This window comes from Tractidigestivibacter montrealensis (assembly GCF_024741235.1).
GTDB lineage: Bacteria > Actinomycetota > Coriobacteriia > Coriobacteriales > Atopobiaceae > Tractidigestivibacter > Tractidigestivibacter montrealensis.
In genome coordinates, this window is record NZ_JANSKA010000005.1 from 275,753 (window position 1) to 284,629 (window position 8,877).

Sequence of the window (8,877 nt, forward strand, 5' to 3'; positions counted from 1 at the left end):
GAGTCTGCAATGAACCCCCGGTCAACGTCGAGAGAGACCATTTTGGAGACATGCCGCACAATCGTTAGGGAGCGAGGGCTCTCGGGTGTCAGCGTGCGTTCCGTCGCCTCAGCCTGCGGCGTGGCTCCCGGAACCCTTTACAACTACTTCCCCGGAAAAGAAGCCCTGGTTCTAGCTGTCACGGCAGACGTTTGGTCGGACATTCTCAGCTTTGATGTCGGGAAGGATAACTGTGACGAGAAGGACTTTGCCTCACACGTCGAGAGGGCCTTCCGAAGCGCACAAGCGGGCATGGCCCGGTACCCAGGGTTTCTCCCCGCCCACGCGCTTGGCCTTACCAAAGAGCGAGACCAACGCTTCGAGGGAAAAGAAATGATGCAAACCTTCATTGGGCAGCTTGAGAGCAGCATGCTCAGCGCACTTGAGTCAGACAACGGAGTGCGCGAGGATGCGTTCGATGACGGCTTGACAAAGGAGGGTCTCGCTGAGCTTGTGACCCAGCAACTAATATCCCTCCTGGTCCTTGGCCGGGGCGACTGCAAGGCTCTTGTCGCCATGATTCGCAAGGTGCTGTACTAGGAGAGCCAGCACAACGTGTGAGCGGTATGCAACTGCAATACACATCTAATCTAAGAAAAAAACCCGATGCAGTGCCAGGCACGGCGTCTGCATCGGGATTTCCATGTACGCGTACTGTACCAAATAACCGCGTGCGTCTTGGAAAAGAATCCGGGTCACGGTTCCCGCACCGATACGCTAGTTATTCCTCCTTCGCATGCGGCGAGCGACGGCAAGAGCGGCCACACCACACAGCGCGGTAACTGCAACTGAACCAACGGGGAGACTCTTATCTCCGGTGTCGGGCACCGAAGCAGGAGTCTTGGGCTTGATCATGCTGCTGGTGCCAGCCTGCTCGACAGGTTTCCCCGGGTTGGTGGGATTGGGCTCCTCCCCCTTTACCACCTTCATAGTCAGCTGGATGGTGTCGTCATCTGTTGCCACAGAGTCCTTTCCATCAGCCCACTGCGTACCCTTCCATGTGAACGAGAAGGCCTTGTGGGATCCAGACTCGGAGTCTGCCGTAGCGCTAAAGGCTCCATCGACTGTACCGATGACGGTGAGGTTTTTCCCAACCGTCGCGTCCTTGTCAATCATGATTCCAGGCACGGTGAGCCTCATCCAGCCATCAGTGGCTCCTGCTCCATCCACGACCTTCTCAAGGTCGGAATAGGTCTTAATCGAGCTGGGGTCGCTGAGGGAGAGCCTTACAGAGACGGTCTTTCCGCTCGCACTCACATCGCTTACCTTGAAGCCTTTACCAAAGTCAGCGACCTTAACGGAACTTTTGTCCAAGCCCGTAGGAAGCGTCATGCCGTCGGGCACTGTGAAGGTTGCGACAAACGAGAAGTTCAGGTTTCCGAGAGAGATGCCGTCGTGGTCGGCGTTTGGATAGGCAGCCTCGATCTTTTCCATTTGCTCTTTGATGGAGGAGACATCAACAGCGCCGGTCAAATCAAACGAAGAACCCTGCGCGCTCTCGAGAACCGCATCGTGCGTGGTGTTGCTACCAACCAGCAGGTCACCCGGAAGGTTGGAAGCCACTGGCGAGACGCCCTCGACGGTAAAGCGGATTCCGTCGTCGACGGAGTTAGCAGTGTTATCCATGCCGCCTGCGGTCTGCACGCCCTCCCACGTGAAGGAGAACACCTTCGTGGTATCGGTAGCAGAATTGGTGGCATGAGCAATAAAGCTCCCCTCGACGGTGCCCGAGACGGTAGCGGTCTTCCCCGCCGGGAAGTCATCGTCGACCCTCACACCAGGAAGCGTAACCTTCATGGTGTCATCAAGGTTTGTAACAACAGCCTCCTGAAGCTCGGCATACGTCTTGATGCCGTCCTTGAGCTTAATAGTGATTGTCACGGTCTTGCCGCTCACGGAGACGTCAGACACCTGGAAGGTATCAGAGAAGCCCTCGAGCTTGATGGAGTCCTTGGTGATGTTCTCGGGAAGAGACAAACCCTCGGGAATGGTGAAGGTAGCCGTGAAGGAGGACGACATATCGGTGAGCTTGATGCCCTCGTAGTCCTTCGCGTCGGAAAACTCTGTCTCGATTCCCTTCATCTGCCCTTTTACGACAGAGGCATCGATCGTACCCGTAAAGTCGATGGTCTGGCCGGCCAACACGGGATACGTGCTCTCGTGTTCGGTATCGTTGCCAACGAGAATGTCTGCCGGAAGCTTCTGATCCATAGGCTTCACAACGAGGATTGTCTGCTGGATTCCCTCACCGCGGGGGTCCTTGGCGGCCTGAATCTGAGCCCCATCCCACGAATAGTCGTACTTCTTGACCTTACCCGAAATCGTATTCTTCGCGTAGGAAAAGAATGAACCCGAGACAGAGCCCGTCGCCGTAATCTCCTCGCCGTTGGTGACCTTGTCAGCATCGAGTGAGAGCCCGTCGACCGTAACGGCTATTGGCTTCTTCATCTCACTGGCAGAGACACCGTTGCCAACAGTAGCGACAGCATCCTTGAGCTGCTTGTAGTTCTCGTAGGTGCCCTTAAGCCCAAAGGTAACGGTGATTGCCTGACCGTTAACGGAAGTCTCCGTCACCTCAAAGCAGTCGCCGAGGCCGTTGACCGAGACTTTGGGCTTGTCCGGGACAACAACACCATCGGGGAGCGTAATGGTTGCCGTAAAGGAAGACGCGGTATCGGAGAGCGAAATCTGTGTGAGGTCGGTCAGGCGGCCCGCGATGTCATTCTCGAGGGAATCCATCTGGTCAACAATGCCAGAGGCGTCAATGGCTCCAGTCAAGCTAAACGTGTCGCCAGCCGTGACCTCCTTGATAGAGGTGGTGTCCTTTGAGGAGTCGCCCCACATGTCAGAGGGAAGCGAGAAATTCGCGGAGACAGCCTCCACCGACGGGTCGTCGTTCCACTTGAGGTAGTAGGTCACGTCCCGGGTCAGGACATCGCTGCCCTTGAAGGTGGCGTTAGTGGTGCCCGAGGGATCGCTAAACCAGTAGTAGTAATCTGTCACGGTCCAAAACAATACGGTACGAGTGACCTTCTTGTTGGCGAGCAAATGGTACTTGTAGGTCGCGATGCCCGTGTAGGCCTTGTTTGTATCGGTGTCGGTGCTGCTGGCAATACCGTCAGTGGACGCTGACACCTTGCCGCCGCTCAGCGACTTGAGGAGTTTGTCGAGGGTCTCCTTATCAGACACCTTCGGCGTGCTCTTGACGGTGGCGACCTCCCCGCCATTCTTGTCGGTGGAGATGTCGAACACGTCGGGGTTCTTCTTGAACACGCTGTCCTTGGAGAAGGTTCCGCCGTTTGCGGAGAACCTCACGGTGACCGTCTGGTCTTCCCAGACGGCGTAGAGGTCGACGACGTCGGTATCGGTGGGGACGGTCAGGGAGCTGCCGGTGGACACCTCATCGCCCGTGCCGTCCTCCTTGGTGTTCCAGCCCTTGAAGATCTTGCCCGAGATGGCAAACGAGGAGTTTGCCTTCTTGACGGCGTCTGCGGAAAGGACCTTGATCGAACGAGTGGGATTGTTCGACGTGGAGAGGTACGTCACGTCAGGGGAAGCTCCGTTGTGATACTTGACTGCATAGGTAGAGGAGTCGCTCTCCCACTTGGCGTAGACCGACACGTCCGAGGAGATCTTCACCGCATCGGAGAACTGATGCTCTTCTCCATTGGCGTCCTTGTAGAACCAACCGACGAACTTGTAGCCTGCCGCAAACGGGTCAGTGGGAAGCGCGACGGATCCGCCCGCCACGGACTTTGCGTCCTTCAGGGCATAGCCTCGCATCGCGAGAGACGTCTGGCCAGTGGTGGAGCCATCCGCAAAGGAAGCGTCAATTTTCTGCTCGGCGTCGTCGGCGTTGAGCTTGAACGTCACCTTGGCAGCAGGGACCCAAACGTGCTTCTCGCCGTCGCTCGACGCCTTCGCGACGGAGTAAGCGTAGGTGGCACCATTTTCGTTGACCGGGTTGAGCTGCTGCATCGAGTCGTCCGCCAACGTGAAGAGTGAGAGCTTCTCGTCCCCGTTCGCGGAGCCGTTGGTTGGGATGGTGCTGCCATAGCTGCTGTTGTACTCCGGCGCATACTTCACGAGATAGGACCCGCCAGTCACGACGAAGTTCTTCCCCGTCTGGCCGACGCCGTTGTCGGCGTTGCTCTTTGCGGGAGTCTCGACGAGGCAGTTATCGCCGAAGACGATGGAGCCGTTTGCCTGCGCACCGAAGAGGGCGCCGCCGTTGTCCCCATTGCCCTTGATGGTGGAGTTGCTGAGCACGACCGTGCCCGTGTTGACGTTGAGGCCACCGGTGCCGCCGTTGTTGAATTCGAGCGTCGAGTTTGTGACGTTAACGGTGCCATCCTTGGCGCCGACCGAGATACCTGCGGTGGACCCCGCGTTCGTCGTGATGTGGGAGTTCACGATGTTCGAGGAGCCCTGGATGGTCATGCCCGTTCCGCCGTAGTACGACGGATTGATCGTGAGGTCCGAGCCATCCATGTTCAGTCTGTTCACATAGAAGGTCTGGCCAAAGCCCTTCACCGTAAGCGACGCGTTCTTGAGGTTGAGGTCGGAGGCATCGAACCAGGTGCACGCCTGCGAGGTCACGTTGACCGTGCAGTTCTCGAACGTGATCCCGGAGGCATAGAAGTCGGTGTTGCTCTTGTCGTCCGCTGTGATGGTGAGCTTGTCCCTGCTGGTGCCCCTCACGGTCCCCGCAAGGTAGAGCCCATGCGTTCCGCTTGCCCCGGCGTTGTCCTTGAGCACATACGTGCCGTCGGTGATGGTGGAGCCCTTCTCGGACGTGAGCGCCGTCTTGAAGCCCGTCATCGTAAGCGTCCCCGCGCCGGTGAGGGTAGAGCCGCTCTGGAGGACAATGCCGTTGATCTTGTTGCCGCTACCGCTGATGGTTGCCCCATCGGCTGCGATGGAGAGCGTCACGCCCGAGGGGATGTTTACGGTTTTCGAAAGAGAAAGATTGCCCTTGACGTAGATGGTGCTGATGGCCTTGTTCGCCGCCTGAACCTCAAGCGCCTTGGCGAGCGTCTTCAAGGCTTTTCCGTCAAACGAAGAGCCATCGTTGTCATCGCTGCCATTCGTGCCATCGACGTAGACGGCAGCCAGAGACGCGGGGGCAAGGCTTGGGGAAGCGCTCGCATCAGCACCGATCGTGTTGGCAGCAGCAGCGTTACCCTGTGTTTCCCCGTCAGAAGCGGAAGCGTCGGGTGAAGAAATGGAGTCCTGGGCACCTGTCGTGGTGGAATTGTCTGCCTTGTCCTGGTCATTGTCATTGTCAGAACTCTCCACCACAGCGGATGAAGTGCCTCCGTCATCAGCCAGCGTCCGGACCGTTCCTCCCGGCATGCACGTGCTGAAGACAAGCAAGGCGCTCAAGAAGTAGCAGAGCCTTTTTCTCATCTATGAATCCTTTCCGTAGTCCCCCAAAAAGCATTTTCAGCTTCTATGCCAAGTTGTTAAACACCCTAATACGCAACACGCAAAAGAACAAGTATTGTGACGTAGTTACGTATGGGGAAGAACAATAGCAAACAGATGTCAAACCCACCGAGCAAATCGGACAGCTCAACAATGGTGACCTCCAGAGAAGGCAATCAGGGAATAGCGGAGTAGCATGAGATACCGCAAGGCGAGAAGACAAGGGCCCTAGAATGGTGAAGGCTCCTTCGCCTGCCGAGACTTGCGTCTCTCGCTCAGGCGGCACCTGCCCGTCTTTCCAGCGTCACCGTCAATAATCACGAGGTACCAGCATGAACAACTTCCTCATCCTTCTCGCCCTAGCGCTTATCGCCAGCTCCTGCGGCTTCCGCAAGTACGTGTGGTTCATCTCCATTGGCTATGGAGCCGCAATCGCCCTCATAGGCGTTGGTCTCCTGGTGATCTTTGGGAGCTCCCTTACCGTGGGAACCGCACTCCAGTGCGTTCTGCTCGTTGTCTACGGATGCCGGCTTGCCGGATACCTTATCTACCGCGACGTTAAGACCGCCTACAACCGGCGCATGAAGGGCGAGGTCAAGTCCAACGAGGGCGTCTCCCCCGTGGCCAAGGTGGGCATCTGGGTCTCTGCCTCAGTGCTCTACGTGCTGCAGACCTCGCCCGTCCTCTTTCGCCTGGAGGGTACCCGCGGTACCGATGTCCTCTCCATTGTTGGCCTGGTAATCTCGACCGCGGGACTCGTGCTCGAGACGACGGCCGACCTGCAGAAGAACCGCGCGAAGAAGGCAAACCCCAAGCGCTTTGTTGACACCGGCCTCTTCCGCCTGGTGCGTTGCCCCAACTACTTTGGCGAAATGGTCTTCTGGACCGGCGTCTTTGTCTCCGGGCTCTCCGTGTATGCCAACACGGTTCAGTGGGTCTGCGCCCTCCTCGGCTACCTGGGCATCATTTACGTCATGCTCGGCGGAGCGCGGCGCCTTGAGATCCGGCAGGACAAGAACTACGGGGACGACCCGGAATACCAGAGGTACAAGTCCACGACGCCGATCATGATCCCGTTCGTCCCGCTCTATTCCGTGAAGGAGCACACGTGGCTGGTCGCATGAGCTCCCGCGGAGCCGGACAGGGCGATTCTGTCCCGGAGGGCTTCACGCTCTCGATGGCGCTCATGGACTGCCTGCCCGTGGCGTTCTTCTGCCTGGGTGCGGGGGTGCTGGCAACGCGCTTTGACAGCACGCTGTTCCGCGCGGGGATTGCGCTCGTCGTGCTTGCCGGTACGCTCAAGGTGTGCTGGAAGCTCGTGCTTGCTCTAGCGAAAAGAGACGTGCGCTTCCTCAACCGGCAGATGCGCTACCTGATGCCCGTGGGCTTTGCGCTGGCGCTCGTCTCGCTTGTGGTCGACCGCGCCAAGTGGTCTCCCGTCGCAGTCCTGGCCCATGTGGCAGCCATGCCCTCGCTGCTGTTTCTTATTGCGGGGCTGGCGGGGATGGTTCTCATGGGCTGGTTTGCCCGTCACTTGGACGGCCGCGACGCAAAGGCCAACTGGCGGGAGCAGGCGGTAAACGCCATATCCCAGCTGTGCATCATGCTTGCAATCGTGCTCTGAAGGACGAACGGGGCAGCTAGAAAGAAAATAAGAAAAACCTAGTCCAGACAATCCGAATAGAGCAGCTACTTTCCTCTCTGGTGAGAGCCACTGAGCTGTACCTCCCCTGAACAATGCACACGAAAACGATGCTTCAGCCCTTTGAACAAAGTTTGCCCAGGAAAATGTAGTCCATGATTATTTTCATGTACGTTATTTCAAGAAGGAGAGCCAAGCGGATTGCGGGGTTCGACAAGGGACTCGGGCGAAGTTAGCTGCGACCATCCTCCCGTTTCAATCCACGCCCCTCATGCGAGGGGCGACTTCGGCCGATGGCGCGGAGGTGCGCGGCGAACCTGTTTCAATCCACGCCCCTCATGCGAGGGGCGACGCAGAGCTGAGGGCTGGCGAGGTCACGCGCGGCAAGTTTCAATCCACGCCCCTCATGCGAGGGGCGACCTGCCACACACCCTCGTTCTCGATGAGGTTGAGGTTTCAATCCACGCCCCTCATGCGAGGGGCGACCTTCCCGGCGAAGGCCCCAGGCATAAAACAGGTAAGTTTCAATCCACGCCCCTCATGCGAGGGGCGACTTGAGGAGCAGGCACAGCAGGCGCACGTAGGCATGGTTTCAATCCACGCCCCTCATGCGAAGGGCGACCGTAAGAGATGCCCATGCCGGTGCCTCCCATGCCGTTTCAATCCACGCCCCTCATGCGAGGGGCGACATCAATCCATCTATCAAATGCGATAGGCCCTCGCGGTTTCAATCCACGCCCCTCATGCGAGGGGCGACCTGCTCTGCCCGCAGGACGAGCCGACCCGCTGAGGTTTCAATCCACGCCCCTCATGCGAGGGGCGACGCGAGCGTCCGCCGAGCTGGGTCGTGTCGACGTCGTTTCAATCCACGCCCCTCATGCGAGGGGCGACCAAGAGGTACCAAGTGCAACTCAGCATTCTTGATGTTTCAATCCACGCCCCTCATGCGAGGGGCGACTTCAGACCCGTGACAATTCGGTGAAGACCGACGTAGTTTCAATCCACGCCCCTCATGCGAGGGGCGACGTGATTCCCGAGACCATTGCTAACCAGATTATCAAGTTTCAATCCACGCCCCTCATGCGAGGGGCGACCTGCCAAGGTCGCGCGTCCAGTCGTGATTGAGCAGTTTCAATCCACGCCCCTCATGCGAGGGGCGACACCAGGGACCAGCCGTCCCCCTCGTCCTCGAGCCAGTTTCAATCCACGCCCCTCATGCGAGGGGCGACTAGAGCTCCTTGAGCATGAACCCGAAGTGCTCCATGTTTCAATCCACGCCCCTCATGCGAGGGGCGACACGCTTTGCGCGAAAACAGCCATGATTTGCGGCTGGTTTCAATCCACGCCCCTCATGCGAGGGGCGACTTGTCCTCGGCGAGCGCGAAGTTGTTGGACTCCGCGTTTCAATCCACGCCCCTCATGCGAGGGGCGACTGCAGTCGGCGATCGCACCCTGCTCGGAGACGGTGTTTCAATCCACGCCCCTCATGCGAGGGGCGACCGGTAATCGATTGTCTGCATTGCGCTCTTCATGGTTTCAATCCACGCCCCTCATGCGAGGGGCGACAACGCCACGAGCGCGTCTACGAACGTTCTCATCGGTTTCAATCCACGCCCCTCATGCGAGGGGCGACTCGGCCTCACGAGGCCCATCGGCACGCTCTCCCTGTTTCAATCCACGCCCCTCATGCGAGGGGCGACCGGGGCAGTTGTCGATGTCTGTATTCGCTAACGTAGGAGTCGACGGAACGCTCAGCAGGTTTTCGACAC

The 8,877-nt window shown here is 58.4% G+C and carries 4 protein-coding genes and 1 CRISPR repeat array; of the genes, 3 read left to right on the forward strand and 1 reads right to left on the reverse strand.

Annotated elements, in window-relative coordinates; genetic code table 11:
- Positions 1-9: 9 nt before the first annotated feature.
- Positions 10-579 (forward strand): TetR/AcrR family transcriptional regulator, encoded by a 570-nt coding sequence (locus NVS32_RS08840; protein ID WP_258499481.1) that lies wholly within the window; start codon positions 10-12, stop codon positions 577-579.
- 177 nt (positions 580-756) lie between these two features.
- On the opposite strand, the gene NVS32_RS08845 is transcribed toward NVS32_RS08840, so the two are convergent.
- Complete coding sequence (locus NVS32_RS08845; protein WP_258499482.1) at positions 757-5,448, reverse strand: InlB B-repeat-containing protein; 4,692 nt, start codon at positions 5,446-5,448, stop codon at positions 757-759.
- Positions 5,449-5,798: 350 nt separating this feature from the next.
- Here NVS32_RS08845 and NVS32_RS08850 point away from each other — a divergent pair, with 350 nt between their 5' ends.
- A complete protein-coding gene (locus NVS32_RS08850) occupies positions 5,799-6,590 on the forward strand; it encodes a DUF1295 domain-containing protein (protein WP_258499483.1) in 792 nt (263 codons plus the stop codon).
- Positions 6,575-7,090 (forward strand): hypothetical protein, encoded by a 516-nt coding sequence (locus NVS32_RS08855; RefSeq protein ID WP_258499484.1) that lies wholly within the window; start codon positions 6,575-6,577, stop codon positions 7,088-7,090. The genes NVS32_RS08850 and NVS32_RS08855 overlap by 16 nt, the downstream gene beginning before the upstream one ends.
- Positions 7,091-7,360: 270 nt before the next feature.
- Positions 7,361-8,808: a CRISPR direct-repeat array (repeat unit 33 nt; unit sequence GTTTCAATCCACGCCCCTCATGCGAGGGGCGAC).
- Positions 8,809-8,877 lie beyond the last annotated feature (69 nt).

Coding starts and splice junctions, on each gene's coding strand:
- NVS32_RS08850 (WP_258499483.1), top strand. CDS start 5,799: ATGAACAACTTCCTCATCCTTCTCGCCCTAGCGCTTATCGCCAGCTCC.
- NVS32_RS08845 (WP_258499482.1), bottom strand. CDS start 5,448: ATGAGAAAAAGGCTCTGCTACTTCTTGAGCGCCTTGCTTGTCTTCAGC.
- NVS32_RS08840 (WP_258499481.1), top strand. CDS start 10: ATGAACCCCCGGTCAACGTCGAGAGAGACCATTTTGGAGACATGCCGC.